1 pseudogene is annotated in these 429 nt (G+C 59.7%); it reads left to right on the forward strand.

Annotated elements, in window-relative coordinates:
- Positions 1 to 74: 74 nt before the first annotated feature.
- Positions 75 to 429, forward strand: a pseudogene (locus tag AB4Y31_RS31810) (hypothetical protein); the annotation flags it as partial.

Here is a 429-nt window from a genome sequence, read left to right on the forward strand (position 1 = left end):
GACCTGTTACGGGCGATGACATTCGTCACTGGGCTCTCTGGTCACAGACTGAGCTGCCCTCGAAGAAGCCTACCGTGGGCGAAGGTCAGTCGGCGTCGAAGCGGGAAGCTTCGTTCCACCTGTTTCTCACCGGCACCGACGACGCCGGGGTTCAGCTGCGCAAGACCCAGAACGAGGTCGATCGGGCTCGAGGCGAACTCGCGGCTGCGGAGAACGCCCTTGCGAGGGTGGAATCGGTCATGCCGGACGACCTCAAACGCGAAGAGGTCGAAGAATCGCTCGAACGCGTGGACGAGATCTTATCGGCCATGACGAGCCAGTACGAGGCTCGTGCATCACTGTTGAAGCAACTGCGCAGGGAAGTTGTCGATGCGACTGACTCCTTGAAGAATGTGCAGGGCCAGCGCAAGCATGTGGAGTCAATGATTT

The organism is Trinickia sp. EG282A, from assembly GCF_040965455.1.
Classification (GTDB): domain Bacteria; phylum Pseudomonadota; class Gammaproteobacteria; order Burkholderiales; family Burkholderiaceae; genus Trinickia; species Trinickia symbiotica.